Source organism: Ensifer sp. Root954 (assembly GCF_001429005.1).
Taxonomy (GTDB): domain Bacteria; phylum Pseudomonadota; class Alphaproteobacteria; order Rhizobiales; family Rhizobiaceae; genus Ensifer; species Ensifer adhaerens.
The window spans coordinates 1-26,864 of the sequence record NZ_LMJM01000029.1 but is presented as its reverse complement, the minus strand read 5'-3'; the positions used below and the strand labels follow the sequence as shown (position 1 = coordinate 26,864).

General features: G+C 59.1%; 29 protein-coding genes and 2 pseudogenes. 14 read left to right on the top strand and 17 right to left on the bottom strand.

The annotated features are described in order from the left end of the window. The 7 genes from ASE71_RS24025 to ASE71_RS23995 form a co-directional block, all read right to left on the bottom strand. On the bottom strand, window positions 1-597 hold a 597-nt coding region (locus ASE71_RS24025; protein WP_060634973.1), incomplete at its 3' end, for an amino acid ABC transporter ATP-binding protein. Between the two features lie 62 nt (window positions 598-659). Next, window positions 660-1,340, bottom strand: coding sequence for an ABC transporter permease (locus ASE71_RS24020; RefSeq protein ID WP_060517220.1), 681 nt, complete (start codon window positions 1,338-1,340; stop codon window positions 660-662). A gap of 4 nt (window positions 1,341-1,344) precedes the next feature. After that, window positions 1,345-2,016, bottom strand: a complete 672-nt coding sequence (locus ASE71_RS24015; protein WP_060517218.1) for an ABC transporter permease — start codon at window positions 2,014-2,016, stop codon at window positions 1,345-1,347. Further along, window positions 2,013-3,395, bottom strand: a complete 1,383-nt coding sequence (locus ASE71_RS24010) for a M20/M25/M40 family metallo-hydrolase (RefSeq protein WP_060517216.1) — start codon at window positions 3,393-3,395, stop codon at window positions 2,013-2,015. The genes ASE71_RS24015 and ASE71_RS24010 overlap by 4 nt, the downstream gene beginning before the upstream one ends. Before the next feature lie 61 nt (window positions 3,396-3,456). Continuing rightward, window positions 3,457-4,236: a transporter substrate-binding domain-containing protein gene (locus ASE71_RS24005; protein ID WP_060517214.1), complete on the bottom strand. Its 780-nt coding sequence runs from the start codon at window positions 4,234-4,236 to the stop codon at window positions 3,457-3,459. 46 nt (window positions 4,237-4,282) lie between these two features. Next, window positions 4,283-5,416 carry an aminotransferase gene (locus ASE71_RS24000; RefSeq protein WP_060517212.1) on the bottom strand — a complete coding sequence of 378 codons (1,134 nt, stop codon included), beginning with the start codon at window positions 5,414-5,416 and terminating at the stop codon, window positions 4,283-4,285. A 29-nt stretch (window positions 5,417-5,445) separates the two neighbouring features. Next, window positions 5,446-6,387: an ornithine cyclodeaminase family protein gene (locus tag ASE71_RS23995; RefSeq protein ID WP_060517428.1), complete on the bottom strand. Its 942-nt coding sequence runs from the start codon at window positions 6,385-6,387 to the stop codon at window positions 5,446-5,448. Between the two features lie 124 nt (window positions 6,388-6,511). Here ASE71_RS23995 and ASE71_RS23990 point away from each other — a divergent pair, with 124 nt between their 5' ends. The 6 genes from ASE71_RS23990 (at window position 6,512) to hisN (ending at window position 11,976) form a co-directional block, all read left to right on the top strand. Beyond that, window positions 6,512-7,081 (top strand): helix-turn-helix domain-containing protein, encoded by a 570-nt coding sequence (locus ASE71_RS23990; protein ID WP_060517210.1) that lies wholly within the window; start codon window positions 6,512-6,514, stop codon window positions 7,079-7,081. A 56-nt stretch (window positions 7,082-7,137) separates the two neighbouring features. Further along, a complete protein-coding gene (locus ASE71_RS23985) occupies window positions 7,138-8,646 on the top strand; it encodes a PLP-dependent aminotransferase family protein (protein ID WP_060517208.1) in 1,509 nt (502 codons plus the stop codon). A gap of 284 nt (window positions 8,647-8,930) precedes the next feature. Then, on the top strand, window positions 8,931-9,725 hold the full coding sequence (locus ASE71_RS23980) for a transporter substrate-binding domain-containing protein (protein ID WP_060517206.1): 795 nt from the start codon (window positions 8,931-8,933) through the stop codon (window positions 9,723-9,725). A gap of 58 nt (window positions 9,726-9,783) precedes the next feature. Next, window positions 9,784-10,482, top strand: a complete 699-nt coding sequence (locus ASE71_RS23975; protein ID WP_060517204.1) for an ABC transporter permease — start codon at window positions 9,784-9,786, stop codon at window positions 10,480-10,482. Continuing rightward, window positions 10,479-11,207: an ABC transporter permease gene (locus tag ASE71_RS23970; RefSeq protein ID WP_060517202.1), complete on the top strand. Its 729-nt coding sequence runs from the start codon at window positions 10,479-10,481 to the stop codon at window positions 11,205-11,207. Before ASE71_RS23975 ends, ASE71_RS23970 begins: the two co-directional genes overlap by 4 nt. Beyond that, the gene (hisN, locus tag ASE71_RS23965) at window positions 11,200-11,976 is read left to right on the top strand and encodes a histidinol-phosphatase (protein ID WP_060517200.1); all 777 of its coding nucleotides are present in this window, start codon (window positions 11,200-11,202) and stop codon (window positions 11,974-11,976) included. Before ASE71_RS23970 ends, hisN begins: the two co-directional genes overlap by 8 nt. Before the next feature lie 61 nt (window positions 11,977-12,037). On the opposite strand, the pseudogene ASE71_RS37070 reads toward hisN, so the two are convergent. The 5 genes and pseudogenes from ASE71_RS37070 to ASE71_RS23945 all read right to left on the bottom strand — a co-directional run. After that, window positions 12,038-12,227, bottom strand: a pseudogene (locus ASE71_RS37070) (cold-shock protein); the annotation flags it as partial. A 176-nt stretch (window positions 12,228-12,403) separates the two neighbouring features. Next, entirely contained in the window at window positions 12,404-13,138 is a 735-nt protein-coding gene (locus ASE71_RS23960) for a DUF2306 domain-containing protein (RefSeq protein WP_060608771.1), read from the bottom strand. Window positions 13,139-13,389: 251 nt separating this feature from the next. After that, window positions 13,390-14,682: a nucleotide sugar dehydrogenase gene (locus ASE71_RS23955; RefSeq protein ID WP_060517196.1), complete on the bottom strand. Its 1,293-nt coding sequence runs from the start codon at window positions 14,680-14,682 to the stop codon at window positions 13,390-13,392. Beyond that, complete coding sequence (locus ASE71_RS23950) at window positions 14,679-15,869, bottom strand: glycosyltransferase family 4 protein (RefSeq protein ID WP_244496870.1); 1,191 nt, start codon at window positions 15,867-15,869, stop codon at window positions 14,679-14,681. The genes ASE71_RS23955 and ASE71_RS23950 overlap by 4 nt, the downstream gene beginning before the upstream one ends. Window positions 15,870-15,951: 82 nt before the next feature. After that, complete coding sequence (locus ASE71_RS23945; RefSeq protein WP_063891175.1) at window positions 15,952-16,953, bottom strand: polysaccharide deacetylase family protein; 1,002 nt, start codon at window positions 16,951-16,953, stop codon at window positions 15,952-15,954. Between the two features lie 219 nt (window positions 16,954-17,172). Between ASE71_RS23945 and ASE71_RS23940 the strand changes: the two genes are divergently transcribed. Continuing rightward, window positions 17,173-18,657, top strand: a complete 1,485-nt coding sequence (locus ASE71_RS23940) for an FAD-dependent oxidoreductase (protein WP_082566357.1) — start codon at window positions 17,173-17,175, stop codon at window positions 18,655-18,657. Window positions 18,658-18,677: 20 nt separating this feature from the next. Further along, complete coding sequence (locus ASE71_RS23935) at window positions 18,678-19,808, top strand: glycosyltransferase (RefSeq protein ID WP_244496871.1); 1,131 nt, start codon at window positions 18,678-18,680, stop codon at window positions 19,806-19,808. Window positions 19,809-20,037: 229 nt separating this feature from the next. Here ASE71_RS23935 and ASE71_RS23930 read toward each other — a convergent pair whose 3' ends face one another. Then, complete coding sequence (locus ASE71_RS23930) at window positions 20,038-20,436, bottom strand: cupin domain-containing protein (protein WP_060517187.1); 399 nt, start codon at window positions 20,434-20,436, stop codon at window positions 20,038-20,040. Window positions 20,437-20,854: 418 nt separating this feature from the next. On the opposite strand from ASE71_RS23930, the pseudogene ASE71_RS37635 reads away from it, so the two are divergent. After that, a pseudogene (locus ASE71_RS37635) lies at window positions 20,855-20,992 on the top strand (Lrp/AsnC ligand binding domain-containing protein); the annotation flags it as partial. A gap of 70 nt (window positions 20,993-21,062) precedes the next feature. On the opposite strand, the gene ASE71_RS35930 reads toward ASE71_RS37635, so the two are convergent. Next, window positions 21,063-21,395: a hypothetical protein gene (locus tag ASE71_RS35930; RefSeq protein ID WP_060539255.1), complete on the bottom strand. Its 333-nt coding sequence runs from the start codon at window positions 21,393-21,395 to the stop codon at window positions 21,063-21,065. Window positions 21,396-21,495: 100 nt separating this feature from the next. Here ASE71_RS35930 and ASE71_RS23925 point away from each other — a divergent pair, with 100 nt between their 5' ends. Next, window positions 21,496-22,077 (top strand): intradiol ring-cleavage dioxygenase, encoded by a 582-nt coding sequence (locus ASE71_RS23925; RefSeq protein WP_060517185.1) that lies wholly within the window; start codon window positions 21,496-21,498, stop codon window positions 22,075-22,077. Window positions 22,078-22,983: 906 nt separating this feature from the next. After that, window positions 22,984-23,247, top strand: coding sequence for a hypothetical protein (locus ASE71_RS23920; RefSeq protein WP_034803228.1), 264 nt, complete (start codon window positions 22,984-22,986; stop codon window positions 23,245-23,247). Window positions 23,248-23,415: 168 nt separating this feature from the next. Here ASE71_RS23920 and ASE71_RS23915 read toward each other — a convergent pair whose 3' ends face one another. Together ASE71_RS23915 and ASE71_RS37430 are read right to left on the bottom strand one after the other, a co-directional pair. Next, a complete protein-coding gene (locus ASE71_RS23915) occupies window positions 23,416-23,625 on the bottom strand; it encodes a DUF1515 family protein (RefSeq protein ID WP_060517183.1) in 210 nt (69 codons plus the stop codon). A 22-nt stretch (window positions 23,626-23,647) separates the two neighbouring features. Beyond that, window positions 23,648-23,776, bottom strand: a complete 129-nt coding sequence (locus ASE71_RS37430; protein ID WP_274533432.1) for a hypothetical protein — start codon at window positions 23,774-23,776, stop codon at window positions 23,648-23,650. Window positions 23,777-24,086: 310 nt separating this feature from the next. On the opposite strand from ASE71_RS37430, the gene ASE71_RS23910 reads away from it, so the two are divergent. The 3 genes from ASE71_RS23910 (at window position 24,087) to ASE71_RS23900 (ending at window position 26,103) form a co-directional block, all read left to right on the top strand. Continuing rightward, window positions 24,087-24,536, top strand: coding sequence for a hypothetical protein (locus ASE71_RS23910; protein ID WP_060517181.1), 450 nt, complete (start codon window positions 24,087-24,089; stop codon window positions 24,534-24,536). Between the two features lie 563 nt (window positions 24,537-25,099). Beyond that, complete coding sequence (locus ASE71_RS23905; protein WP_060517178.1) at window positions 25,100-25,312, top strand: hypothetical protein; 213 nt, start codon at window positions 25,100-25,102, stop codon at window positions 25,310-25,312. Window positions 25,313-25,845: 533 nt separating this feature from the next. Further along, the gene (locus ASE71_RS23900) at window positions 25,846-26,103 is read left to right on the top strand and encodes a hypothetical protein (protein WP_060517176.1); all 258 of its coding nucleotides are present in this window, start codon (window positions 25,846-25,848) and stop codon (window positions 26,101-26,103) included. A gap of 640 nt (window positions 26,104-26,743) precedes the next feature. On the opposite strand, the gene ASE71_RS35925 is transcribed toward ASE71_RS23900, so the two are convergent. Further along, on the bottom strand, window positions 26,744-26,864 hold a 121-nt coding region (locus ASE71_RS35925; RefSeq protein WP_156411759.1), incomplete at its 5' end, for a glucoamylase family protein.

The following is a 26,864-nucleotide window of genomic DNA, read 5'->3' as shown; positions in this document are numbered from 1 at the left end:
CATGCCTTCTTCGGCGAGCGACACCATGGTGTCGAGCACTTCCTTGACCATTTCCGGGTCGAGCGCCGAGGTCGGCTCATCGAAGAGCAGGATCTTCGGCTTCATGCACAGCGAGCGGGCGATCGCCACGCGCTGCTGCTGACCACCGGAGAGCTGGCCCGGATACTTGTTCGCCTGCTCGGGGATCTTGACGCGCTTCAGGAAGTGCATCGCCAGTTCCTCGGCCTGCTTCTTCGGCATCTTGCGCACCCATATCGGCGCAAGCGTGCAGTTTTCGAGGATCGTCAGGTGCGGGAAGAGGTTGAAGTGCTGGAACACCATGCCGACTTCGCGGCGCACTTCATCGATCTTCTTCAGGTCGTTGGTGAGCTCGATGCCGTCGACGACGATCTTGCCCTTCTGGTGCTCTTCGAGCCGATTGATGCAGCGGATCATCGTCGACTTGCCGGAGCCCGACGGGCCGGCAATGACGATGCGTTCACCCTGCTGAACATCTAGATCGATGTCCTTCAAGACGTGGAAAGCGCCGTACCACTTGTTCATGCCGGCGATCTTGACTGCTGACTTTGACATTTTTTCTCCTCCAGAAGTGTGCATTGGCTGCGCCGCGCGGAAGCCGTTCTCCGCTTGCAGTTCTCGCGACTGTCGATCGTGTTGGCTTATCGGCCTGGGATGGCGAACCTTGTTTCGAGCCCCTTGAAGACCCGCCCGAAGGCGGCGCCGATCAAGAGATAGATGGCACCCGCGATCAGGAACGTTTCGAATGGTGCATAGGTCTTGGCGACGAATACGCGGGCTGCACCGGTCATTTCCATGACCGTGACCGCGCTGGCGAGGGTCGACCCCTTCATGACGAGGATCAGTTCGTTGCCGATGCTTGGCAACACGGCGCGGTAGATCTGCGGCAGGACGACCTTGATCAACAGGACGTATTTTGCCAACCCGAGGGCTTTCCCGGCTTCCCACTGCCCTTTGGGCACCTGCCGGATTGCACCGGCCAGGACCTCAGCCGAATAGGCGGCCGAGTTGAGGGCGATCGTCAGGACGGCGCAGTAGACCGGGCTACGGAGGATGGGCCAGAGGACGCTCTCGCGAACGGCCTCGAGCTGTCCTAAGCCGTAGTAGACAATGAAGAGCTGCACGAGAAGCGGGCTGCCACGGATGACGAATGTGTAGGCAGACGCCGGAAGCCGCAAGCACCTTGAGGGAGAGGACAGAGCCAGGGCGACCGGCAGCGCGAGCACCTGTCCCACGAGGAAGCTCGCCAGGGTGATGATCAGTGTCAGAACGAAGCCGTTCTTGATGGTGATGAAAGCGGGAAGAAAAAGATCCAATGACATGGGACTACCGCAGATGAGTGGTCAGGCGCTGGTTGTAGGCATTGATGAAGAGCGTCGAGACGCCGGTCACCAGCACATACAGCGCCGCAGCCGTAAGGTAGAAGGCGAGGGGCTTGTGGGTTGCGCCGGCCGCGACGACGGATTTGCGCATCAATTCCTCGAGTCCGACGATCGAGACCAAGGCGCTCTCCTTCAGGATCACGAGCCACTGATTGCCGAGGCCGGGCAGGGCTCGGACCATCATCTGCGGCAGGACGATGAGCCGGAACGCTCCGGGCCTGCGAAGGCCGAGAGCGAGTGCCGCCTCCCATTGACCTGACGACACCCCGACCAGTGCGCCGCGGACGATCTCCGTCAGATAGGCGGTCGAGACGACAGTCAGCGCTGCGATGCCGGCGGTAAGAGCATCCACTTCGACATAGACGCCGAAAAGACCGGTCAATAGAACCGTGCCGCCGTAGAAGATCAGGAAGATGACCAGCAGTTCCGGCAGACCCCGAATGAGGCTGACGTAACCGGCGATGACCTTGCGAACCGGGGCGGATCCGTAGACCGCGGCCGGTGCAAGCACGACCGCGAAGATCAGTCCAAGGACAAAGCTTCCCACGGCGACGGAGAGCGTGACGAGGAAGCCCTGCAGGAGCTGGGGAAAATACTGGACAACCGCTTCGATCATGACCCGGCCTCGCGTTGCTGGTAACCAACGTCTGCCGCCGATCCGCACTGGCTGGCCAGCGCGGAGAAGAAGTCTGCGGAGAAGCCGATCATCTGGTGGAAATGGTCGATGAGGATGTTCTCATCGGGAGAGTGCAACATTGCGCCATGGTGCGTGATGCCCGCACCGAAAAGCGTGGCGCCGAGCTGATGCACGAAGGGGTGCGCAAGACCCGAGGCTGCCGAACTCGGCTGAAGGATGGCAGGCTGGCCGAACCACTTTTCCAGCAACTTCGCCCCGAGCTTGACGGCCCAATGCGACGGATCGCTGCGAACACCCAAGACCTCGGCGTCGTGAACGATCAGCTCGATATCGTCAAAGCCGTTGTCGTCCAGGTGCAGGCGTACCAGGTCAGCGACGGCTTTGGGGTTCTGTCCAGGGACGAGACGAAAATCGAGCTTGGCGGTCGCGGTCGCGGGCAGGACCGTCTTCGTGCCAGCGCCATCGTATCCGCCATGGATACCGTTGACGTTCAGGCAGGGTTCGAAGTTGAGGTGCTCGTAGAAGTTGGATGGCGTCACGGCGCCAAGAAGCTTTTGCCCCCCGGTTGCCGCCATTAAGTCTTCCAGTGCAAACGGGGGCGAAGCGGCAAGTTCTCTCGTCGCTCGATCGGGCTCGATGCCTTCGTAGAAGCCTTTGATCAGGACACGGCCGGCTGCATCGCGCATGGAAGCGACAGCAGAGGCCAGCCGCCATAGGGGATTATCGAATATGGCGCCGAGACTGGAATGCAGATCAGCGCGTGCGGTGCGAACGCTCAGCTCGATCGCCAACACGCCCTTGAAGCCCATGAGGACCACCGGTCGGCCGCGTGTATCGACCTCCCCGAATTCCCACCAGCAGAGGTCAGCTTGAAGGCCTGCATAACGTTTCTCAAGGAAGCGTACGAGCGAAGGACTTCCGATTTCCTCTTCGCCCTCGACGATCCAGATCAGGCGGAAGGGTAAGGGGCCGGGGTGTCGTTCCCGGAACAGGCGCCATCCGGCAATGCGGCTGACGAATTCGCCCTTGTCGTCTGCCGCACCGCGGCCGAAGAGCGCGCCGTGACGCTCCGTCAGGCTGAAGGGCGGTACCGTCCAAAGATTGACAGGCTCTTCAGGCTGAACGTCGTAGTGGTTGTAGATCACCAGTGTGAAGGGGCCCTCACCGATTTCTCCGGTTACGAACGGACCGACGTCCCCTGGCTCGATTGCAGTTTGGAAGCCGGCGTCGGCGAGAAGAGCGGCAACCTTATCGGCGCACGCATCGAGGCCGTCAACTCGGGCGCTGACGGAAGGGATCGCGACGAGGTCCGTCAGGTCTCGCGTCGCTTCGATCTTGATATGGTCTGGGAGTGTCATCGTCCAATTCCTCTCGCGAGGAGGCGGGCTTGCTCGCCCCCTCGCGTGGTTCATGTGTTCGTCATTTCTTGGAAATGTCGTAGCCGAACCACTTTTCGGAGATCGTCTTGATCGTGCCGTCGGCGAGCATCGCTGACACGGCCTCGTCAACCTTGGCGGCGAGTTCCGTGTTGCCTTTGGCGATGGCGACGCCCTGTCCCTTGCCGAATTCGGGGAAGTCCGCGCTGGTCAGGAGCGGGCCGGCATAGACCAGCTTGTCAGCGCCACGATCCTTCACAAGCGGCTCCAGTGCGGATCGCTCCATCAGGCCGGCATCGATGCGTCCGGCGACAACGTCGTCGGCAATCTGGTCCGGGCGGTCATAGACGCGCACGTCCGCATCCGGGAAATGGGCGCGAACCACCTGCTCATGGGTTGTGCCGGTCTGCACGCCGATCGCGACCTTCGCAAGCTTGTCCTGCAGATCCTTGGCGGACTTCGCCTCGGCAACCAGGCTGCCCGCGGCAACGACCATTGCGTTTGGGGCGTCCGCGTAGGCGATGGAAAAGTCGACCTTCTGCGCCCGTTCCTCGTTGATTGATACGCCCGAGATCACCAGGTTGAACTTACCGACCTGCAGGCCGGGCAGCAGACCGTCATAGGCCTGGTTCTGCCATGTACAATTCGCCTGGATGCGCTTGCAGATTTCGTTACCGACGTCGCGGTCGAAACCGACGACCTCGCCGGCGGCATCGACGGACTCCCACGGCGGATAATCTGCGCTCGTGCCGACCCGCAGATCTTGCGCACTGGCGACACTCGCTGCCAGCGAAATCGTCATCACGGCAAGCAATTTCTTCATGTTCACTCCCCTTTCGTTATGAGACATTGCATCTCCACCGCCCTGATCACGCGGCCGCGGTTTGATAGCCCTTAAGAAATTCGGACATGCGCTTCAGGCCTTCCTGAAGGGTGGTGCCGTTGTTGGTGAAGCCGATCCGGACGTACCCTTCCATGTCCATCGCGCTGCCAGGCGTCAGCATGACGCCGGTACGTTCCAGAAGCCGGATGCAGAACTCTTCCGAGGACATGGGCAGATCGTACTTGAGGAGTGCCGTGGTGCCGGATTTCGGTTTGATCCACGAGATCAACGGCTCGTTCTCGACCCAGTCGGAAAGCAAGGCGAGGTTGGTGCGCGTGATCGCCTGGCTGCGCGCAAGAATCTTGTCGCGGTTCTCCAGTGCAATGGCTGCGAAATGATCGTCCAGCATGCCGACGCTGATCGTGTTGTAGTCGCGATGGACGGAGACAGCATGGATCAATTCTACGGGAGCGACGATCCATCCAAGGCGCAGGCCGGCAAGCGCGAAAGTCTTGGACATGCTCGCGGTGCTGATGCCTTTCTCATAGAGGTCGGCGATCGACGCCGTCATTCCGTCGCCTTCCTGGTCCGTACCGCGATAGACCTCGTCACACAGGATCCACGCGCCGCAGGCGCGGGCAATCTCGACGATTTTCTCCAGATAGGCGCGATCCATCAGCGAGCCCGTCGGATTGTTCGGGTTGTTGATGGCGATGAGTTTCGTGCCCAGTGTTGCAAGGCGCTTCAGCTCCTCCAGGTCTGGCAGGAAGCCAGTCTTTTCCGTGAGCTTGAGGATTTGTACGTCGGCGCCGTAGCTTTCCGGGATGGAATAGTGCTGCTGGTAGGTCGGCAGGACCGAGATCACACGGTCACCCGGTTCGACCAGTGTTGCGTGCACCAGGGCATTCGCACCGATGGCGCCGTGCGTGACCACGACATTTTCTGCACTTTGCCTTTCGTAGAGGCCGGCAACCAACTTGCGGAGGCGTTCGCTGCCTTCGATGGCGCCGTAGGTCAGCTTCATGGGCAGAAGCTCGGAGAGGATCGTGTCGGTCTTGCCGGCCATCTCCAAAAGTTCGGCGACTGTCAGCGACTCGACGCAGGTCTCGGCGATGTTCCAGTCGCATCTGGTTTCGTAGCGGTTCATCCAGATCTCGACGCCGAAATTACGAATCTTCATTGCCTATCTCCTGTGCTGTCTTGGAAGGGTTAGCTGCGTGCTGCGGAAAGCAGGGCGCTGGCGGTTGCTATGTCTTCGAGCCCGAGCCCGATCGAACGGAAGAAAGCTGGACGGCCAGTGTCCCGGGCGGTTGCTCGGCCCGACAATAGTTCGGGCAGGTCGCCAACAAGGCGATCTGTGCTCCACTGGCCACGTTCCGCGGCAAGTTTCATTTCGCCGGCAGCAGCCGGCGTGGTGGCCCGATAGTCGCAATAGACATCGAACCGATTGAGCGTGTCGGGGGCGATCTCGTGGGCGTTGGCGACATTGGTGCTGATGGATGTGACGAGTACGCCCGCGCCGAACCTCGACGCGTCGATGACCGGTGTGCCGGACGAGGTGCATAGCATGACCACGTCGGCGCCGGCCGCGGCCGTATCGGTATAGGTGGATGTCGTCACCGGGCAGCCCGATTCGAGCTGCACCGGAAGACCGTGCCGGTTGGCAATATCCGGAGAGCACAGACGAATTTCCTGCCACGGACGGATCGATGCGGCATGCCGAAGATGCGCGAGGCCGATTTCGCCTGTGCCGATGATCGTCAGGATCTTTGCTTCCTTCGAGGCGAGCAGATCGGCGGCAATCGCGGTGGTCGCGGCCGTTCGTTCGGTCGTCAGGCGTTTGGAATCACACAGGAGCAGCGGCTTCCCGGTCTCCATCGACATCAGAAGCGTCCAGGCGGTAACGGTCGCCCCATTCGTGCCGGGGATATAGGGCGACAGCTTCGTGCCAAAGACACCATCGCTTCCAAGAACGCCTGGATAGGTGATGAAGTCTCCGCCGCCGGCCGGGAACAGGCTCAACGTCTGTGGCGGCTGCACAGCCCGTCCATCGGCAAGCGCGATGAACATACGCTCCAGGGCTGCGCGAACATCTGTCCGGGGCAACAGTCGGGTGATATCTTCGTCGTTGAGTACGACCAATTTCTGCATTGTGACGATCCCAAAAAGGCGTGCGAAGTCACGCTGCATGGACGCCAAAGCCTTGGCGCCCCATGCAGGGCAAGACGCACAGAAATGTGTTGAGCTGTGAAAGCCGGTAGTCTAGAAGGACCATATGAGCAATATATTGCACAGTCAAGACCGGGCCGATGTGTTGGCCCACGTTTCCGGAAACCTCCGCCGTTTAAGGCTCGCCTCGGGCCTGAGCCAAACGGCGCTGGCAGATGCATCCGGTATCAGCCGGCGGATGATCGCGGCGGTCGAGAGCGGCGACGCGAACATCAGCCTTTCCAGCCTCGATAAATTGGCGACCGCGATGGGCGTAGACTTCGTCGAGTTGGTGCGCGATCCGTCGAGGGAGACGCGCGCCGAGATCAACGAGGTCACCTGGCGCGGAAGTCAACCGGCGAGCGCCGCGATGCTGCTTTGTTCGGCGCCCGCCTCGCGGGAAACACAGATGTGGCTGTGGACCCTCGGCCCGGGCGACAGCTACGTGGCCGAGCCGGACCCCGAAGGATGGCACGAGATGCTTTTCGTTGTCGAAGGAACGCTGCGTTTGATCCAATCGGGCGAGGCGCAGGACTATGCCACGGGCGAGTTTGTCACTTACAGCACGGCCCAGCATTATTCGTACTGCAACGTCGGAAAGAAGATCGTCCGCTTCATTCGCAACGTCGTCTCGTAGATCGAAATACCGCCCGGCAGGAAAATAGTGCGCGGCTCCGCACAGGGATTTCTCGGATGGCTTCAGCGAAACAGTTCAATTATCCCGTTTGGACCATGGTCGTTCGAGAAAAGTCCGGTGGGCCGACGTTGCAGGAGCAGCTCTTCATCCAGTTGCGCCGGCTGATCGTCAACGGACAGCTTGCGCGCGGCGCCCGATTGCCGGCCAGCCGGTCGATGGCGACCGATCTCGCGATATCGAGAAACACGGTCAACATTGCCTATGATCGCTTGGCGGCCGAGGGCTATATCAAGCGTCGCCCGAGTTCCGGCTTCTACGTGGAAGAGAGCCTTCCAGAAGACTCGGTGCGGCCTGGAGGAGAAAGAGGCCTGCCGCCTTCGAGTTTACCGGTTTCGCTGTCTGCACGGGGGAGAGAGGCGTCGGTACGGCATTGGAGTTGGTCGCGCCAGGACAAGTTCGATCTCAGTCCTGGCATGCCGGCGCTGGATATCTTCCCCTACAAGCAGTTCGGCAAGATCGCCGCCAACTATTGGCGACGCTTCACGGTTTCTGACCTCGGGTATGGCGAAGGCGGCGGCCTGGCGGCGCTTCGCCAACAACTCGCCATCTATCTTAGCGAGGCGCGCGGTATCCGATGCGAGGCTGACCAAATCATCGTCGTGGGAAGCACGCTTCAGGCTGCCAATCTCGTCGCGCATGTTCTTCTCGACGCCGGTGACGTTGTCGGCGTCGAGGACCCGGCCTACGCGACGCTCTTGTCCACTCTGCGTTCGGCTGGGCTTCGGCTCTCACCCGTGCCCGTTTCTCGTGACGGACTGAACGCTGACGACATCGCGCATCGTGCCGCGGATGCCCGGATGATCCTGGTTTCGCCGGTCGGCCAGTTTCCCGCGGGTGCAACCATGTCGGAAGCGGCGATTGAACGGCTTCTCGCCTGGGCCAATACGTCGCAGCGCTGGATATTCGAGGACGACTTCAACAGCGAGATCAGATGGCGCGGTACGCCGCTCGTGCCGCTCGCCGCGCGCAAGGGTGGCGAGCGGGTCATACATGTCAGCTCCTTCAATCGTGTGCTCGCCCCCGGGCTGCGGCTTGCTTATCTCGTCGTGCCGCGCGAGCTGATCACCTCGTTCACGGCAGTGCAAGACAGCCTTTCCTGCTATGCGCCGCTGACGCACCAGCATACGGTCGCCGACTTCATGGCGAGCGGAGAACTCGCATCTCATATCCGGCGCACGCGCGCCCTCTACAGGGATCGTGCCACCGCGATGATCGCGTCCCTGAAAGAAAAGCTGGGCGACGTGTTCGATGTGCCGGAACTGGACGCTGGTCTCCATTTGACGCTTACGGCGCGCGAGCCCTTCGACGACGTCGAGCTTTCACGGCTCCTGCGCGGGGCATGGATCGACACCCCACCGCTCTCTTCCTATTGCATTGAGCGGAAGGATCTTTTTGGTCTCGTAGCGGGATTTGGAAATCTCTCCACCGAGCGGCTGGCCGGGGCGGTTCAGCGGATGGAGCTTGTCACGAGGCGGTTTCTGGAGAAAGCCGGCAAATCTTCCTGAAGCTCAGTCTGGTACCATCAGTTCATGGGAATTGGTACTTTAGCTCGTTCTGCTTCCGCGCCATCCTTTGTTCCAGAAGACAGGTTCTGGAGGGAGGCCAGAATGCAAGTCGGATCCAAAGACATCACCAGATAGTCGCGCTCACCAGCATCGCCGGAGCAGGTACGTGCTGCTGGCTTTGAACACAGGTCGCCGCCAGCGACACCTCATATGCAGCCGCCCGCTTAAAGCAGCTGCCCTGTTCCCATGCCGAAAAACCGCAGCCTTTTGACAAGGAAGGTCCCATGAAAAAGATCATCGTATTCACCTTCGCCGGCCTTCTGCTCGGCGCAACGTCGTCGCAGGCCGCGAAGCTGAAAGTGGCAGCCGACTGCACCTATCCCCCGTTCGGATATCAGGACGCGAACGGAGAAATCAAAGGCTTCGACGTCGATGTCGCGCGTGCCATAGGCAGGCAGATTGGCAGCGAGGTCGAAATCATCTGCCAGGCCTGGGACGGCATGATCCCCGGCCTGCTCGCCGGAAAGTACGACCTGATCTCCGCATCGATGTCCATCACCGAGGAGCGGCTGCAGAGCATCAATTTCTCCGTTCCCTACCGCTCGTCGGCCGCCCGGTTCGTCGGACTAAAGACCTTGGATGCCAAGCCGGTGACGGATGCAGGCGAGCCGAACCCGGAAGGCGTTGCCGGTAAGACCATCGGCCTCCAGCCCTCGTCGACCTATGCGAAGTACATCGCAGAGAAGTATCCGCAGGCGACCGTGTCCGAGTATGACAAGGTCGACAACATGATCCTCGATCTTCAGGCCGGCCGCGTCGATCTCATTTTTGCTGGCCCCATCAAGCTCGACAACGATTTCCTCAGCAAGCCGGAGGGCAAGGACTACGGTTTCGTCGGTCCGGAAATCGACGACGTATCCTACTTCGGCCCCGGTATCGGTATCGGCATCCGCAAGGCCGACGAGGATCTTCTGAAGAATGTCGATGTTGCGCTGACCGCCATGTTCAAGGATGGCAACTTCAAGGCGATCAACGACAAATACTGGTCGTTCAGCGTCCTTCCGGCCTCCGCAAAATAATCCGCGACGACAACCGGACGGAGCCGATCGACGGCTCCGTCTTTCTTTGGAGACGACCATGGATCTATTGCAGGGATGGGGTGACGAGATCGCCCACGGCACCCTTTTGACCATGAAAGTGGCAGTCCTCTCGCTGCTCGTCGGCCTGTGCTGGGGCATGCTGGGCGCGTTGGCGCAGATGTCACCGAACCGGGCCGTGGCATCCCTTGGCCGTGGCTTCAGCCTGGTGATGCGAGGTACCCCCGAACTGTTGGTCATCCTGATCGTGTACTTCGGCGGCACGGTGGCGCTGACGAAAGCGGTCAACCTCTTCGTCGCGGATTTCGGCTTCGTCGAGGTGCCGCCTCTCCAGGCTGGCGTCTTCGCGCTCAGCCTCGTCTTCGGTGGCTATGCTGCCGAAGTCCTGCGCGGTGCGTGGCAATCCGTTCCGAGCGGAGTGATCGAGGCGGGGCACTCGCTTGGCCTCGGGGGGTTCGTCATGTTCGCCAAGATCCGTCTGCCGCTGCTCATGCGCTTTGCATTGCCAGGCCTCGGCAACAACTGGATTTCGCTGATCAAGGATACCTCGCTGATCTCGATCGTCGGTTTGCATGAACTGATGGGCCTGTCGCAGATGGCCACTTCGGTCACTCGCCAGCCCTTCACCTTCTATATGACGGCCGCCTTGATTTACCTGGCTCTGACATTGGCAAACACGCGCCTTATCGCCTGGTTCGAAGGACGGTTGATGCGCGGCGAGAGGAGGTCCCCAGCATGAACTGGTCCCTGATGCTGGAGAGCGTTCCGGCGCTGCTCTACGGTGCGCTGGCCACGGTGCAATTGCTCCTTATGACCCTTGTTTGCGGAGCCCTGCTCGCCTTGCCGCTTGGCATCGTCGCAGCCAATGGTCGCCCGATCATCCGGCTCCCGGTGATGGGCTACATCACCTTCTTCCGTGGAACGCCTCTGCTGGTGCAGGTTTTCCTGGTTTATTACGGATTTTCGCAGTTTCAGATTGTTCGCAGCAGCATCTTCTGGCCAGTCCTTCGTGAAGCCTGGTTCTGCGCACTACTGACGCTCGCGCTCCATACCGCAGCCTACACCGCGAACATCCTGCGCGGCGCCATTCTCGCAATCCCGGCCGGTCAGAAGGAGGCGGCCGTCGCCTTGGGCATGCGCCCCTCGCTCATCTACCGGCTCGTTATTCTTCCCCAGGCGTTGCGCATCGGCATGCCGGCCTACGGCAACGAAATGATCAGCATGATGAAGGCGACCTCACTCGCCAGCACAATCACGATCATGGAGCTCACGGGCACGGCAAATACCATCGTCGCCCGGACTTATGCTCCCTACGAAGTCTTTATCTCAGCTGCGCTCGTCTATCTCTGCGTCGCCTGGATGCTCTCGCGCCTGGTGCGGGCGATCGAGGCCCGACTGTCCCGCCACATGCGACCGGCCGTAGAGGCACAAAACACATTGAGGAGGGTACCCGCCCATGCTTGACCAGCCGCTTCAGCTTTTTTCCAGTTTCGCCAGCGAGATCGCCGATGTTGCGCGGCAGATCGTGCGCACTGCTGCGGCCGGCCCGCGCCGCCCCGTTGCGAAATCGGATTCAAGCCCGGTGACGGAAACGGATCGCGCGGTCGAGCAGTCGCTGCGCGAACGCATCGCAGACCGCTTTCCTCGCCATGGGGTGCTCGGGGAGGAGTTTGGCGCCGAGGGTTTGGGGGAGGAGTTCGTCTGGGTCATCGATCCTATTGACGGCACCAAGGCTTTCGTCGGCGGACTTGCTGTCTATGGCACATTGATTTCATTGACGCATGGCGGGACGCCGGTCCTTGGACTGATTGACAATCCTGTCACCGGCGACCGCTGGCTGGGATTGTCAGGGCGCGCGACGACCCTCAACGGTGTTGCCATCCGGACCGCATCGACTGCTCTTCTTTCGGAAGCGTTCATGGCCAACGGCAATCCGGAACCGTTCCAGCAAAACGAGAAGGATAGCGTTGAGCGCCTGCGCCTATCTACGCGGTGGTGCGTCTATGGGGGGAGCTGTATGGCCTATGGCCGCGTCGCGGACGGCAGCATCGACATCAGCATCGATGGAGGGCTCGATCCCTACGACTATTGCGCCCTTGTCCCGGTGGTGACGGGTGCAGGCGGATGTATCACCGACTGGCAGGGTCGGCCGCTCACGCTGACTTCCGGCAATCTGTGCCTCGCAGCCGCCAACGAAGCCTTGCATCGCCAAGTCCTCGAAACGCTGAATTGATGCAGGTCTGACTGGAGTGCAGGGCTGCTCTGCCTGGTGATGGGGCGGCTCGGACAGACCTGACGTTCTTGGTTCTCGTTTTTTCGGTCTTGCGATCCTGGCCGACGTCATAGCTGACCTTCTGACCGTCTCGCAGAAGGCCTCCCGTCGATCGCTGAGACGTGGACAAACACGTCCGTTCCGCCGTTATCGGGAGAGATTAAGCCGCAGCCCTTTTCCTGGTTGAAAAACATCACGGTAACAATTGCCATTTCCATTCGCTGCGCGGACGTCGCGATGGCGGGTGCTGATTCAACGTTATCGCCTCTCGCAATCGCGCAAATTCGCTGAAATTTGCGGCAAGTCGGTCAAGGGAAGTCGATTGATCAACTTCACTGGTCCACCGAGGTTCAGATCCGTCAATTCGGTTAGCTGCACGCAACGCTTACTAAGGTGATGACGAGTCACCAGGCGGTATTTGAACTGAGAACTCTCGCACCGGCTGAGACGTAAGTTGCCTGTCTCGTCGCCGGCGGTAGGCATCGGAGCGAAGCAGGTCCCGCCAATTGGGGCTTGTGAAAAAGGCAGTTTGAATCAGCAATTCGGCAAGCAGAAGGTTTGGAACAAACTGCAGCGATCGCAGGGGCTCATAGATAAGGTCGAAGTCTGCCCCAAGCCAAAGGGATAGATGCAGTTCAGCGCGGAAAGTCACATTTGTAAGGGTCAGGGCGTAATTTCGGATCATCCATTCAGCATGACGAGCATATCGCCCTTGAACAGCCCGCAACCAGGCAAGAGCGGCCGTGACGAACCATAGGATCGACAGAACGGCAAAGCCGAAAACCGTCAAAGGCCCCTCGGTTTCGTTCAGGCTCATCTTCAGCGTTGCGATCGAGGTGACAAGCACTGTCAAGATGTACGCGCGGCCGCCCCAGCGGTGAACAGTGGGGAACCGTTGCGGGAGCCGGTCAAAGAAAAGAAGTGCCCCGCCGACAAGAAGCACCGGCGCCGTAAAAAGGTGCAAATACAGCTCGAACTTTTCATTCTCGAGGTGATCAATGGCTCGATGAAATATGGTGTGAATATCCACCAAGATGAACCGCGAATTCAGTATCGCGACCGAAATCGCCGAGAGGGTCATCAACAGCCAAAGCGATTTGCGAAAACGTCTTAATTCAACCATGGCACGCCCGCCAAAAAATTGCATACGTTACAATGGTTTAAGATGAAAACAGAAATTCAATTTGAGGTCGTGCCTCAAAGGCGCGCTCAGTGTAGTTTATTATTAGAAAAATGTCATGTAGTTGGTCGTTGTTAAGGCTGCAATTGTGGGGTCTGTAGTCAGTCGACGCGTTGCTGTGTCTCTCCTGATGTCGGATCGTTGCGGGCGCGCAACACGAATGGCTGTCGCAAATATCTGCCTGGTCCGATGCCTCAAAGGCTCCAGTGCCTGATATCGTCAGGGATCTGCGCGCGGGCCAGCGCTCCCTTGACATCGACAAGCACACCACCGCGATCAAGCATCCGGGCGATCTCCCCATCGTTGGCGAGATAGGTGTCGTGCGGCACGGCGAGGATCAGCGCCTGCAATTTTTTGAAGTGTGAAAGGTCATCAAGAGCGATGCCATATTCGTGTTTCGCTTCATGCGCCGAACAATGCGGGTCGTGAACGAGAGCCCGAATCCCGAAGCTGCGCAACTCGTCGACAATATCGGGTACTCGAGAGTTGCGCAGGTCTGGCACATTCTCCTTGAAGGTCAGCCCAAGAACGCCAACCCGGGCAGTGCTGAGTGCAATGCCCATTTCGACCATGAGTTTCACCGCTTTCTGCGCTACAAATCGCCCCATTCCATCGTTGATCCTGCGGCCCGCAAGGATGACCTCGGGACGGTAGCCGACTTCCTCGGCTTTTGCCGTCAGATAGTACGGATCGACACCGATACAGTGTCCGCCGACCAGCCCGGGCGTGAACGGCAGGAAGTTCCACTTGGTCCCGGCTGCAGCGAGAACCTCGCCCGTCGGAATGGCAAGTCTTTCAAAAATCATCGCCAATTCGTTCATCAGCGCAATGTTGATGTCGCGTTGGGTATTCTCGATAACTTTCGCCGCCTCGGCCACCCGGATGGAGCTGGCGCGGTGGATGCCTGCATGGATGATGGCGCCGTATGCGGTTGCGATCCTTTCCAGGGTCGCCATGTTCTGTCCTGCGACAACCTTGACGATCGTCTCTAGCCGGTGAACGCGGTCGCCGGGGTTGATCCGCTCCGGCGAGTATCCGAGGAAAAAATCCCGACCACACGTCAGGCCGGAGGCGTGCTCCAACTCGGGACCGCAGATCTCTTCGGTTGCGCCCGGAAAAACCGTGCTTTCAAGCACGACCATCGCCCCTGGCGTCAGATGAGGAGCAACAGCGCGGCAGGCGGAGAGCAGGGGCGTAAAATCCGGTCGCTGCGCCTTGTCGACCGGCGTTGGCACAGTGAGAACGTATAGCGTGGCATTCCCCAGGCATTCGGGATCATTCGAAATCGTCAGTCGCGTAGCGGACAGTTCGGAGCTCGAAATTTCGCCGGTGTCATCGCGTCCGGTTCCCAGGGCCTCCACTCGCCGGCGCGAAATGTCGTAACCCACGACGTGCTCTGCCACACGTGCGAATGCAACGGCCACCGGTAGTCCGACATAGCCGAGCCCGACGACTGCGATACGCTCCTGAACCGGGAAACCGCTCACGGGGCACCTGCTCCCTGTAGTGGAAGACTTCTGTCCCGCGACCCAGGAAGCACCGGGTCCAACCCAAGGCCGGCAAAAAGCGTCTCATTGACCGCATGTACGTCGTAGCGCTCCTCCGCGCGGCGACGAGCTTCAGCGCCCATGGTTTCGATCAACGTGGGGTCGGCGATGAATCTCTCCATCGCAAGCGCGAGAGCATCAATGTTTCTGACCGGGGCGACGTAGCCGGTGACGCCGTGCTGGACCGGCTCTGCGCAGCCGGGTGCATCGCTAGTCACCACCGCTCGGCCTGTTGCCATAGCCTCGAGAATAGTGCGTGATAGTCCCTCCCTATAGGAAGGCAAGACGAAAACCGAGCAATCGGCAAGATGGGGCCGTACGTCCTTCGTCTGCCCGAGATATTCTATCGCACCCTCAGCGACCCAGCGATCGACTTCGTCGCGCGAGATCGCTGCGGGATTGGAATCGAACGGTCCAAGCAGTCTGAAGCGGGCTTGCGGATGGCGCATCCGAAGGATCTTTGCTGCCGCCACGAATTCATTCACACCCTTGTCATGCAAGAGACGCGCGATCATCAGGAAGACCGGCGGCCCGATCGGCGGCGGGCATGCAGCAAACCGTTCAGTGTCGACGCCAGAACCGGGTACCAGCGTCAGAACGTCTTCTGCGACGATCGCGCGCGCCTTCAGTTCAGCCGCGTCCGTTTCGTTGTAGACAAAGACGCGCTCCGCGCCCTTCAGAGCCATGCGATACAATTTGACGCTCAACCACCGCAGCGCAATCGTGCGCAGCGTGTGTACCCGTTCAACAAAGACGTAGCCGAGGCCCGTTACCAGCGCGAAGCGGTGCGGTACGCGCGTGAGCTGGGCGGCGAGCCCGCCGTAGATGATCGGTTTCATGGTGTAGGGCAGAATGATGTCTGGGCGGATTTTCCGAAAGATGCGCACGAGTGCTGCGAAGGTTGTTAGATCGCCGATTGGTCCGGTCGACGTTCGGGCCAGTGGTATGCGGATGTAGTGAACGCCGAGGCTTTCAAGCACAGCGGTGGTCTCCGCGTCGTCGTCTGGTCCCAGTGCATAAACATCGCAGCCACGCTGCCGAAGACCACGCAGCAACTCCAACCGGAAATTCACCAGTGACGAAGTGAGGCTCGCAATCACGGCGATCCGGGGAGAACGGATGTCCACCTCTGATCTGCCACGAGCCGTTGCTGTCACTGCGTCGATCCCCCAAGGTACGTCGGCGAGCTGCTTGCGAAGTGCCAAAGCGCTAACTGCCTTCCGCCTGGATTGTCGTGTCTTGTCGTACGGCTGAAGCGGCGGCCTCGGCCATGTTGAGTGTCGGCCAGCCGTAACGCTCGCGCAGGCGCGCGGCTTCTGCGGCGATAGCTGACATCGTCGCGAAATTCTCGTCCTGGTCGACGCCGAAATTTTCTGGATGAAACCACAGATGAAACACGCCGCCTCGTTGCGCGGCACGGCGCATGGCGTTCAAGATCCGTTGTAACTTCAGACCCTCGCCAGCCGCCAGGCGATGCGAAAAGGGTCTCAGGAAAAGGCTTGCCGGGACGTTGCACATCCCATCATGCCTCTCGACCCCAAGTTCTCGTCGGGCCCCCATTTCAAGATAGCTGTCGGCAAACCGAACGGCCCGCCGAAGAACGCCTTCTCTTTCGCGAGCGACACCTCCGCCGCCAGCTGCGCGTCCCGTTCCCCGGTAAACCGTAATTCCGGCCTCCCGGCAGACCGCCAGCGCCGCAGCGCTGACCTGGTTGCGTGGAAAGACGATCGTGCGGATGGAGTATCCTTTGGCAGCAGCGACATCGAGCGCCGCATCGATGTCGGCAGCGAGAGCCTCGTACGTTTGGCCCTCTTCAAGGCAATAGTAGTGGGAGAATGTATGCGTGGCGATTTCCTGATGCGGTCGCCTGCTGATGTCGCGAATAAGGCTTGGGGCGAAATGGTAGGGATCCTTGCTTTCATCCGCGCCTACGGTGTTCAGATAGGAGTAGTTCGAAAGACGCGGATTGCGATAGGAAGGGCGGATCGCGGGCAGGCGAGCAAGGAGTTCGTCACGACCGTCGCAGAAGAGGAATCCGACTGTCGCCCAGGTGCAGCCAAGTTCGTAATGATCGAGCAGGTCAAGCATCCGCGGAACCATGTGGCGCACTCCAAGGATGTTGCGGCCATAATTGGCAACCGTGCGGGAATCATTGACGCCCCACATAAGCTCAAAATCCAGAGACAGGACAAAGCCTCCCCCGTCGCCCATTCGACTTACCCATAAGTATTTCTGTTTACATAATTCGAGCGATGCTTGTCATTGTCGCATCTTAATGTGCTATCATTTCCAATGAACTAAATTAAACTTGGAATTTATTGACAGGGTATTGTAATGGTACAAACTCGGCAAGAGAGATTATTGGTTTGCCCTCCAACGGCAGCGTTGGTGTCGGCATGTTTGAGCTGTTCCTCTACGTAAAGAGTCAATATGTCCGATGTCCGTGCTCGTAGGAATGATGAACACGTCATTGTGCTCGGGGCAGGCCCATCTGGCCTTGCAGCATCACTCGCGCTTTGTCGCGGCGGATTGCAGCCGCTTGTGCTGGAGCGGGATGACGATGTCGGTGGATTGATGCGTTCATTCAGGTGGCGTCAGTTCACTGTCGATCTGGGCCGCAAGGAACTTTACACCCGGTTTCCCGAAGTCGATGCACTTTGGAACGAGGCGCTTGGCGGTGCGTACGGTCCGTATCCTCATCGTGTCGGCAGCCTTTATCGCGGACGCATCCTTGAGTTGTCTGGCAAATATCGCGGAATTCTGCGTGGCATCCCTGTTCCCTGGCTGGTCCGTGGAGGACTGTCGATGCTGGGAGGCTGGGCCTGCGCAGCGATGCGCTCCCCGAAATCCTACGAGGCCTATTGGCATGGTCGCGTCGGACGGGTTTTTGCAGAGTTGCTGGCGCAGGGCTACTGGGAGAAATTCCGCGGCCGGCGCTGGGTGGAAATGCCCGTGCCACAAATGGACGACGAAGTCCCCTCGAAACGCTCCCGATCATTCGAAATTGCGCGACAGGCCTTACGACTTGCCCAACGCGGAGGTGTACAAACTCAAGCCGCCTGGCGTCACCCCACGCACGGTACCGGCCAGATTTTCGAAGCGCTGCGCAGCGAGATTGATGCCCGTGGCGGCAGGATACGGTTCCAAGCAGAGGTCCGGGCGATCCGACCCCAGGCGGACGGTTCATTCGAAGTCGACTATTTGGAGTCCGGCGTTGTTCACAGTAGAACGAGCCGCCATGTGATTTCCAGCCTGCCTATTGAGAAGCTTACGGAGTTGCTTGGCGCCGGTCCGAACGATGTGGATTGCCGCGAAGCACGGCGGAGCGTTATCCTCGTTTATCTTTTTTTTGACGAACCACCACAGTTTCCACACGCTTGGTTGGAGGTCAACGATCCCCTGACATCCATCGGGCGCATTACCAATTACGCGGCATTTGGCGGGGCAATGGTTCCACCAGGGCATTCGAGCCTCTGCATTGAATATTTTTGCCAGGCCGACGATCCGATTATCCAAATAGGAGACCAGGCCCTTACTAAGCGCACTCTCAACGAACTTGCTTCCGCTGGGCTGGTCGATCCGGGAAGACTGATCGGCTCTTCTGTTCGCCGCCTGCAACGCACAAACGCCGCAGCAAGTTGGCGCGAGCAGCAGACGGAGCGACGTCTGTCACTTCTGCGAAGCTTGGCAAGATATCCAACGCTCTACCACGTCAACAGGCCGGGGTCCGACTGGGCTACGCTCGCGGGTTTGCTCGCAGCAGAGGCGGTCCTGACGAAGGATCGCGCGGTCTTCGATCAGCGTGCCGATCCGACGGTCAGGCATGTGGAAAGACCCATCAAAGCCTCCGGTAGCCGCGGAGATCACGAGATGATCGGACCAGCGGAGGGGCACGAAATGGGCGCACCGAATTAGCACGGCGGGAAACGGCAAGAATGCGCGTGATGCATATTATAACCAACATGATGGGGACTGGCGGTGCGGAGGTGATGCTGCTGCGACTTGCGAGCGCGATCGGAGGCGAACGTCCAATTATCGTGTCTCTCATGGATGTCTCCGAACGACATCGGCAGGTGATTGCGGATCATGATCTCGATGTTCGTCCCTTGAAGGTTCGGTCGACCGCCGGAATGATGAAATCCGTGCTCACGGTTCGCCAGCTCATCCGCAATGAGCGGCCGGATGCATTAATGTGCTGGCTGTACCACGCCATGGTCGTTGGACAGGTGGCTGCGTGGCGGGTTGCTCACGAGGTGCCGGTTTACTGGAACGTCAGGCAGTCGTTGGACGACATGAGTTCGTTCAGCGCGAGCACCCGTACGGCGCTACACTTGACGCGTCTTCTGTCGAGCCGGCCAACGGGGATTGTCTTTAACTCCTCGCGCGCCCTCCATTTGCATCGACAATTCGGCTACCGCAATCCGAACCTCGTCACGATCCCGAATGGTTTCGATTTCGTAGAGGAAATACCAGTAAACGCCCGCCGGCCTTTGGTATTCGGCATTGCCGGTCGGTTACATCCGCAGAAGGACTACGCGACCTTCTTCGCTGCCGCTTCACATGCCCACCGGTGCCACCCGGAGATCCGCTTCGTCGCTGCTGGATCTGGCCTGACCCTCGATAGCGCCATCGTTCGCCAGATGATCGCTGATGCAGGCCTGCCTTTGAGCGCCATCGAACTACGCGGAAATGTTTCAGACATGGCGGGTTTTTATCACGACATCGACGCTCTTGTACTTTCGTCACGCACAGAAGGTTTCCCCAATGTGGTGGCCGAGGCGATGAGTTTTGCCAAACCTGTGATTTCGACGGACGTGGGCGACGCGGCGGTCATAGTCGGCGACAGTGGTTTCATCGTTCCGCCTGGCGACGTCACCGCATTGGCCGATGCGATGGATCGTATGCAGGGTCTCCGTCCATCCGAATATGCAGTGCTCGCCGCAGCGGCCAAGCGCCGGGTCGACAGCGTTTATCCGCTTGCACGTGTCGCCGAACTTTATGACTTGTTTTTCCGGGGAGCGCCCGCGCCCCCGGCTGCATCAGAGCGGCAGTCACGGTCTGTGTAGTTGCCCCGCCAAGCAGTTCTTGCGGTGGGGTGCTCCCATCTGAGTAAGCGGTGCATAGACCCCACCTGGCTATAGCAAGCCAGCGGGCCTCTTCGTCTGCACTCTATGATCGAAGCCGTTGCGGATCGGTTGTCGCGGCATTTCTTGTAGCCGCGGCGCCTGTCGACCCAGGTCGCATACGGTCGAGCCACGAACAGACTTAGTGGATCGCTCCCCCATCGCAGCGAACTCATTTCACCGGGGCAGCAAGCGGCGTATCCTTCGCGACGATGTAAGTCGCAAGCTCCGACGCCTCGCCATCGCCAACGTTCTTGGCGATGTGCGCAACACCCGCCGGAATGAAGAGGGCTTCACCGGCCTTCAGCGTTACCGGCTTCTGACCCTCGAGGGTGTACTCAAGCGTACCTTTGAGCACATATGCAATTTCTTCGCCGGGATGTTTATGATTGATAGATGCAGCCTTTGGCGGGAAATCTACCCGGACCTGAAGCGCTTCCTTGCCCGGCATGCTGATATCGCTTTGAACCAGACCAGTCCGTTTGAGTTCCTGCGCCTGGGCAACGCCGCCCAGCGCGAAACTGATTGAAGCCGCCGCGGCAGCGATCGCGATGCTATGCATAATTTTCATTTGGAACCCTTTCCAGTGGCGGCCAGGTGTCGAAGTTGGAGTGTGCAGCCGAAGATGCAGTCGCGCTTTTGCGGCGGGACGTCAGTCCTCACGAAATCCGTTTCTATTACCGCGTTCAGTTGACGCGCTGCTTGTGTATGGATTGTTTCGCGATGAGCAGGGGTTTGTACCGAATCTGCGCCAATAGATTGGCTGAAACGATTAGTTACAAATTGCGATGATGGTTCGTCGAAAGCCGGAGCAAGTCGAGCCAGGCTATCCTTGACACTGCCCGCGCTGCGTTCTGGTATCTTTCCAACCCCGAAAGTCAGTCGGTCACCGCGCCGTGGGCTTCTTGGCGGCTAAGCCGGCGGCGCTGAGCATTGAGCTATCCACCATCACTTTTCTAAGGACAGCAGAACCGATAGATCAATCGCGTGGCGGCTTTCCTGAAATCTCGCAGATTCACACGACGAACGGCCGGTGGGATCTGCTGGTGGAACTCAGCGCGTCTAGCCTGGGCAACTTTGATGCAGTGATGCGCAAAATCCGTCTCGTGCCCGGCACGGCATTATAGGCAGCGAAACGATCCTTCTTTTCCACGCCGTAGTCGACGACGGCGAAGCTCTAACGAGCGTCGATTTAGGTCACGCCGCGGCGTGGGCGGCTGCGACGATATCGATCGCATCTCCGCTGGAAACATGGACGACCATCAGCGGGACGCCGGTCACCCCACACCAGCTGCATTTCGCAAGATCCTCGCGCAGCTGCCAGGGCGTCGAGCAACTCGCGGTGCCCGTAGCCCAGAACGAAGACAGGATGCTTTGCCAAACGCAGTTTCGCCGAGACATGAAGGCGACGAAGCTTACTTCCGCTAGAAAGCAGACGGCGTCAATGGAACGGCATTGCTGCTGCTCCAATTCAGACACCAGATGCTTACGTGCAAACCGTGTAGACCGGCGACGCTTCAGCAGCGGCATTCGCCTGATGACGTTGTTGGTCGCGAAATCTGGTAATATCCGCCCCAGTTCTGCCTAATGGACCCGCGATCTTGGCTTCCGTGTTTGGAGATATAGCGCCATGCCGACCCGGCGACATTTCCTTATCAGCTTCGTCGCCACGCCGATTGTTCTGCCGAGACTCGGCCATGCAGCCGGCGGTTCCGTGGAGTTGCCGCTTACGGCCAATTGCGGTGATGACGACGATCTGACGCCGGCACAGACCGAAGGCCCGTATTTCACACCGGAGAGCCCTGAAAAAAAGGACTTCGCCAGCGATTCACCGGGCGGTGAAAGAATGACACTTATTGGCTACGTGTTAACCAAGGACTGCCAGCCGGTAGAAAAAGCGTTGATCGAGTTATGGCATGCCGATGAGACCGGCACCTACGACAACAGCGGATACAAACTCCGCGGGCATCAATTCACGGACGCAGAAGGCAAATGGTGGTTCGAGACGATCGTGCCTGGGCTGTATCCTGGTCGCACCCGGCATTACCACGTGAAAGTCCAAAGGCCGGGCGGGAACGTGCTGACGACGCAGCTGTATTTTGCCGATGAGCCGGACAATAGGCGTGACCGCATGTTCAATGCAGACCTGTTGCTCGACATCAAAACGACGAGCGACGGAAAATTCGGCCGCTACGATTTTATAGTAGCGTAACTGGCACTTTTCATCCAGCCCTACCGGCGGCTACGCCGTGGCAGAGTGTGTCTCAGCATTCTTATAGCAGCTCGGTCGTGTTCCAATGGCATGGCTTTCGAGAACATTGCTGAGGATACGAAGAGGTCGGGGCGCTTGAGGTTGATTACGGGGCCGCCTGGCAGATCCTGCTGCCTGCAGCATATCGCAACCTCATGATTTCCCTGATGACCGTTCACACACACCGTCCTCTCCGTCTACGCTGTGTGGACCGATCTCCGCGAATGGACCGACACTGAAAACCGTGCGCACCAAGGCCAAGGACTCTGGTACTTTAGACCGGATCCTTTCGCTTTGGCGCTGTCGTCGCCGTTTGCGGCCATTTTTTCTCCCCCTCTCGGCTTTCAGATCGAGCCGGAACCAATCCTGACGTCGTAGGTTTGAAGATCGTCCTGGCTCTCTTACACCAGGATTTTGGCACGTACCTCCTAGGGTCCCGTTATCGGCTTTCGGGGCCCCTTTTTTTTCTTCGGTGCTGGAACCTCTGTCAAATGTACGCGTTTCTAGCTTTGCCTACGATCCACCATCCCCCGCGGGATCTAGGCTAGGCTCCATCTAATAGCCCAGCATGGAGCCCATGGCACCTCCGTGCCGAGGCCCCGCTCTCCCCGGACGGGGCCGTCTCTTTTCTCCAACTGGGAACCACTTTCACACGCGGCAGTTAGAGGATAGGCAATGATCCTTTCCGGGATTACAGCGCTTCATGGAGGTACTCCCATTCCCCGCGTAGAAGCGCCAACGATACCAACTGGCCCCGACACCCCATCGGGGCCATTCTTCCGTTTGCTCCGAATTCCGGTGAGCGTTTTTGTCCCTGTGGGAACCGCTCGACTTCACAGTAGTTTCTCGTTTCAAAGCGAGGATGTCATGATTGAGAGCAAGCGCGAAATGAACGCAAATGAGATCCCAAGTTTTGTGGCCGAAGTGATCGCGGCGGGTTGCGATATCAACGCCGTGGGACACGATATGTATGTGCTTGGCGATGTCGATGAGCAGGAAGAAGCCAAGGAGGAACTTAGTCGGATCGGCGAGAGGTATGGCGACCGCGCAGCTCTGAGGTCCGAGATCATCGCCTACCTTCGGTCCATTGGTCGGTTCGTGGACGTGACATGGCCCCAGACCATCCACTAGCGCAGCCTGCGCGACCTTACGGAGCCATCTTTATTCAACGGCAGCAGGAACCTATCCGGGACCTGTTGGTTTGTTCATTGCTGATGATCCCGGATCCCTCCGAATCAAACGTAGAGAGCCCCATCGTCGTGCCGTCGGAGGTGGGGTTCTTCTTTCTGCTTACCAACCTTACCCCGTGATCCCGAAGATGATCCGCCGTATCGCCTCGGCCTGACTTATCCCGAGCGCCCTGGCCGCAATTCCGGTGACTCCAAGCCACCGATGCCTCAGCTTCCATCGCCTCACGTCATCGGTCACCAGCTTCATCTCGGAGACCTCCTCCCCAATCGTTATCGAGGACGCCTCAAGATGGCCGACGCGGTCGACAAGCTGGTTCATGCGCCAATGAACCACTTGCCGGCTAGTCGTCGCCTTGTCTTGACGGCCAGACCTGGGCCAGGCGCGGGGCCGAGTAATTGAGCTTCTCGATCACCCGCTGCATCGTGCCGCCGGTCTCGTGAAAGACGGTCGCGAGCTGTCGGCGAGCCACCGGTCGTCGATTACCTTACCGGCCGATTGGGGCCGATAGGATGACACTCATGGCGCCGACCTGGGATGCATGAGCCGGCCGCCAAAAGGCGCGCGCCTCGCATAGGCGAGGAACGTCGTTCTGTTCATCGAGTTTTCCTTTAGTGAGATGAAAAAATGAGATAAAAATCGCCGGCCGAAGTCGGCGCTGGCGCTGTTAAGGGCTAGTCACAGCCCGTTTTGAAGACCATATTTTGTCTGATTGCTGGACCATGAAACGGGCTCCAGCGACTGATGGACCATCATCACTTTCGCCTTAAATGGAGGAGGTTATGTTTGATCGACTGCAATCCGGATACATTCTTCCCGAGGGGCTCACCGTCATTTCCACGGTCTTTGATAAGGTCGTGAACGCACGGAATATCCCCCGACAAAGTGAAGAAGGCGAATGGCTGGCTCGCGAGGCGCTCCGTTTGTTCATGAGTGGCATACGAGACGCCTGGGAACTGGAACGCCGACTTAAGGATGCTCGCCGCCCGCTCGACCATTCACCACCATCGGGAGGCGTTGGCATGGTCGTGGATTTGCTGCCAGAGCTGACGGCATGGGCGCGGAGCTTGACCGCCTCACAGCGTGCGGCAACCGCGCTCACCGAAAAAACACTCGAATACGCCATCGAAAACATCGATGAATTCGTGGCGACATCAGATGTCAGGAGATGGCTGGTCCGTGTGATGTTGGACCTCCGACTTGGCCGAAGACGAGGCCAACATCGAACGTAGGCCAGGAGGGGAAATCAACGGGATTTACCTCTTTGTTAGGAACGCCAGCCACCATTCACGAACGGCATGAAGCCGGCTGAGGAACAGATCATGGGCTATGACTGGAATGGTGCTCGCGGGCGCCGGATGAAGATCGCGCGAATTGGAACGGCCGTCGCGCTGGCCGCCTTGTTGGTGTCCGTCGCGACGGAGGTTGTGACGCGAGCTATCTAGAGGGTAATAGACGATGGAATGCTTTGGGGTCGACGGTGCTGATCGCAGGGGCTGTTCTGGCTGACCAGAAGAACACTAGCTGGGGGCCTCGTACGCAACCTCAACCAGGGTCGAAACCTTCCCATCGAGCAAAATCGCCGCCTGGGACCGACGCCTTGACTGGCTGGGGTCCCTGCCGGCTTGGCCTGGAGCCGCGTTCGTCTTCATCGGCGTCTCCATGATCTCCTGACGCTGAATGATTGCACTCGTTCAATCTACCCCCTTAAGCATCGCGAACCCGGCGCCGGCTTTGCGGATCGATCAAAAGCGACTATTTTAGTGATGTCTTTCGTACCATGCAGGAGGCATCCATGGGGCTTGGCAGCACAACGGTCCAGGGCGAATTTCTGGGTTCTTTTTCTATCGCGTCCATTGAGCCGCTCCTGGGGGGTTTTGAACTATCAACTTCGGCTGGTACGACGATCGAGGTTCAGCTTGACCGGTACAGCGCGGAGACATTGATGTCGGCTCTTGCGCAGTTCCTGGCTCAAGGGCAAGCAGCGGAGTTTGACGACGGGATGTGAAGGGTTTGCTGGGTGAGGCGAGCTCTTTAGGGAGGAAATGAGAGCCTACTTGCGAGTGATCGCGCTGATCGCAGGTGTATTGCGGCTCGATCGAAGAGCCCTGGCGGAGGGGACTATCCGCAATTGCTTGACTGGATCCCCGCGATACCGGCTTGGCCTGGAGCCGCGGTGATCGTCGTCAGGGGGATTGTGATATTGATGTGAAAAGGCTCCAGATCGAAACGGGTACGATCCAGAGCCTTCGTCTGAGTGTTGCCTTCCGTCTGCGCCTTCGATTTCGACAGACGACGCAATTGAGAGCGCATTCACTCGCAGAATGCAACCAGACGATTTCTGTTGCTTCGTCGGCTGGACCATCGAGGGCGAGCGGTCGTCGCTCTGGCGGCCTGTCCGTCGAGGCATCGCGGACCTGCTCTGCGCGGTGATGGCCCGCCGGTTACTGATATGCGTGGGGCACGCAAAGTCGCTAGGCAACTTGCTAATGAAGTCGTGTTCGAGGAGACTGCGTTCAGCCTTACCTTTAGGGGTGTAAAATGGACTTCCAAAAGGTCGGTAGAGCCCGGATGATGATGCGCTTGCCACGACATCGAAAACAAATTGCCGACGCACACTTCGTTGCGATAACCGATCTGCTCGAAGCTTACGGTAAAGCCGCCATGACCCGTGACGAACTGCGCGAGCAGGCGCCTCCCGACCCAGCACGGCTGAAAGAATATGAAGACCTGTGCCGGAAGTTGGAGGACGACATCCTGAGAATGCTGAGTGCCGTCAGTCCACGTATGATCCGCTAGCGCACGAGAGCGATGTCGACAGCGATGTCTTTCGATACTCGCGCCATGCCCCGGAACGGACGCAATCGACGCCATTCGGAACAAGCCTCCGCAAACACGTTACGGTGTTGTTCTTCTCGACTGGCAGATGCCGAAAATGGATTGAATAGAGACTGCACTGGCGCTCCGATCGCTTAGGATGACGGACACACCGTGTCTCATCATGGTGCGCCCGTGGCTATGAGGAAGTAGTCAAGGCGGCGGGAAGGGCGGGAATTTCAGATGTGCTGGTCAAGCCTGTTCAGCCATCTGCTGTTCGATGCGGTCATCCGTGCGATGGGGGACGAGCCGCCGACAGGGCCGAGGGAGGTGCATCTTCAAGCGTCGCCTGTCCTTAACCCTAGGTTTTTAGATCAAAGCCGCCTTTCACCCAGCTGAGATGGGCGTCCTCGCCCTGCCTGACCGTCTCAAATCCTGATGGTGTCTCCGCCAAGTGCCGTCCTTGCCCTTGGGCTATCGCTTGCGAGTGCTGCAGTTCCTGCCAGCACCAGGACGTGCCTTCTGTATAGCCCGGCATGCTGATTAGAGAAGAACCCCATGTTCATGGCCGTTACCTTTCCGCATGATGTCGATACCGGCATTTGGCAGTGATGCGGTACCCTCAGAGCCAGCCGCCGGAAAACCCCGCACGCCTCAGGCCGGTGACCACAGGGGCGCATCGGCGCATGATGTTCCACAGCAGGCCGGTCCTGTAGTTCTCGATCATCAGCACCACGGGGCCT

What these genes read in the sequence shown, in the direction of transcription:
- ASE71_RS24020 (WP_060517220.1), bottom strand. Translation starts at nt 1,340, where the DNA reads ATGTCATTGGATCTTTTTCTTCCCGCTTTCATCACCATCAAGAACGGC.
- ASE71_RS24015 (WP_060517218.1), bottom strand. Translation starts at nt 2,016, where the DNA reads ATGATCGAAGCGGTTGTCCAGTATTTTCCCCAGCTCCTGCAGGGCTTC.
- ASE71_RS24010 (WP_060517216.1), bottom strand. Translation starts at nt 3,395, where the DNA reads ATGACACTCCCAGACCATATCAAGATCGAAGCGACGCGAGACCTGACG.
- ASE71_RS24005 (WP_060517214.1), bottom strand. Translation starts at nt 4,236, where the DNA reads ATGAAGAAATTGCTTGCCGTGATGACGATTTCGCTGGCAGCGAGTGTC.
- ASE71_RS24000 (WP_060517212.1), bottom strand. Translation starts at nt 5,416, where the DNA reads ATGAAGATTCGTAATTTCGGCGTCGAGATCTGGATGAACCGCTACGAA.
- ASE71_RS23995 (WP_060517428.1), bottom strand. Translation starts at nt 6,387, where the DNA reads ATGCAGAAATTGGTCGTACTCAACGACGAAGATATCACCCGACTGTTG.
- ASE71_RS23990 (WP_060517210.1), top strand. Translation starts at nt 6,512, where the DNA reads ATGAGCAATATATTGCACAGTCAAGACCGGGCCGATGTGTTGGCCCAC.
- ASE71_RS23985 (WP_060517208.1), top strand. Translation starts at nt 7,138, where the DNA reads ATGGCTTCAGCGAAACAGTTCAATTATCCCGTTTGGACCATGGTCGTT.
- ASE71_RS23980 (WP_060517206.1), top strand. Translation starts at nt 8,931, where the DNA reads ATGAAAAAGATCATCGTATTCACCTTCGCCGGCCTTCTGCTCGGCGCA.
- ASE71_RS23975 (WP_060517204.1), top strand. Translation starts at nt 9,784, where the DNA reads ATGGATCTATTGCAGGGATGGGGTGACGAGATCGCCCACGGCACCCTT.
- ASE71_RS23970 (WP_060517202.1), top strand. Translation starts at nt 10,479, where the DNA reads ATGAACTGGTCCCTGATGCTGGAGAGCGTTCCGGCGCTGCTCTACGGT.
- hisN (WP_060517200.1), top strand. Translation starts at nt 11,200, where the DNA reads ATGCTTGACCAGCCGCTTCAGCTTTTTTCCAGTTTCGCCAGCGAGATC.
- ASE71_RS23960 (WP_060608771.1), bottom strand. Translation starts at nt 13,138, where the DNA reads ATGGTTGAATTAAGACGTTTTCGCAAATCGCTTTGGCTGTTGATGACC.
- ASE71_RS23945 (WP_063891175.1), bottom strand. Translation starts at nt 16,953, where the DNA reads ATGGGCGACGGGGGAGGCTTTGTCCTGTCTCTGGATTTTGAGCTTATG.
- ASE71_RS23940 (WP_082566357.1), top strand. Translation starts at nt 17,173, where the DNA reads ATGTCCGATGTCCGTGCTCGTAGGAATGATGAACACGTCATTGTGCTC.
- ASE71_RS23935 (WP_244496871.1), top strand. Translation starts at nt 18,678, where the DNA reads ATGCGCGTGATGCATATTATAACCAACATGATGGGGACTGGCGGTGCG.
- ASE71_RS23930 (WP_060517187.1), bottom strand. Translation starts at nt 20,436, where the DNA reads ATGAAAATTATGCATAGCATCGCGATCGCTGCCGCGGCGGCTTCAATC.
- ASE71_RS35930 (WP_060539255.1), bottom strand. Translation starts at nt 21,395, where the DNA reads ATGCCGCTGCTGAAGCGTCGCCGGTCTACACGGTTTGCACGTAAGCAT.
- ASE71_RS23925 (WP_060517185.1), top strand. Translation starts at nt 21,496, where the DNA reads ATGCCGACCCGGCGACATTTCCTTATCAGCTTCGTCGCCACGCCGATT.
- ASE71_RS23920 (WP_034803228.1), top strand. Translation starts at nt 22,984, where the DNA reads ATGATTGAGAGCAAGCGCGAAATGAACGCAAATGAGATCCCAAGTTTT.
- ASE71_RS23915 (WP_060517183.1), bottom strand. Translation starts at nt 23,625, where the DNA reads ATGAACCAGCTTGTCGACCGCGTCGGCCATCTTGAGGCGTCCTCGATA.
- ASE71_RS23910 (WP_060517181.1), top strand. Translation starts at nt 24,087, where the DNA reads ATGTTTGATCGACTGCAATCCGGATACATTCTTCCCGAGGGGCTCACC.
- ASE71_RS23905 (WP_060517178.1), top strand. Translation starts at nt 25,100, where the DNA reads ATGGGGCTTGGCAGCACAACGGTCCAGGGCGAATTTCTGGGTTCTTTT.
- ASE71_RS23900 (WP_060517176.1), top strand. Translation starts at nt 25,846, where the DNA reads ATGGACTTCCAAAAGGTCGGTAGAGCCCGGATGATGATGCGCTTGCCA.